Genomic DNA, 283 nt, shown 5'->3' with positions numbered 1-283 from the left:
GGCCAAACCCATTTGTAATCATCCCTAATTTAAGATTCCTTTGCTTTAGTTTTTCCAACATAACTATAAGCTGGTCAAAAGGTACACAATGATTCTTAAATTCTCTCAAGTAGTCTTCTAATAGGTCCTCCCAGGTCAATTGGGTAATCTGAAGTTCTTCCACCAACTGCTGATACACCTTATCTTTCCATACGTACCCACGCTGATCGAGTTCAATAAATCGTGCCATGTACACATCCTTAGTAATATGTCCCACATGCTGATTTAACCTATCGTACTGCTT

At 38.9% G+C, this 283-nt stretch carries 1 protein-coding gene; it reads right to left on the bottom strand.

Annotation, left to right across the window (positions count from 1 at the left end; translation table 11 throughout):
* The coding region (locus AOA60_RS29535; RefSeq protein WP_218240944.1) for an HAD hydrolase-like protein at nucleotides 1–229 on the bottom strand (229 nt) is incomplete at its 3' end.
* Nucleotides 230–283: the final 54 nt, after the last annotated feature.

Origin of the sequence: Pseudomonas sp. 2822-17 (genome assembly GCF_002742485.1) — a bacterium.
In the GTDB taxonomy this organism is placed as follows: Bacteria; Pseudomonadota; Gammaproteobacteria; order Pseudomonadales; family Pseudomonadaceae; genus Aquipseudomonas; species Aquipseudomonas cyclaminis.
The sequence above is the reverse complement of the archived record's forward strand: the minus strand, read 5'-3'. Positions and strand labels throughout refer to the sequence as shown.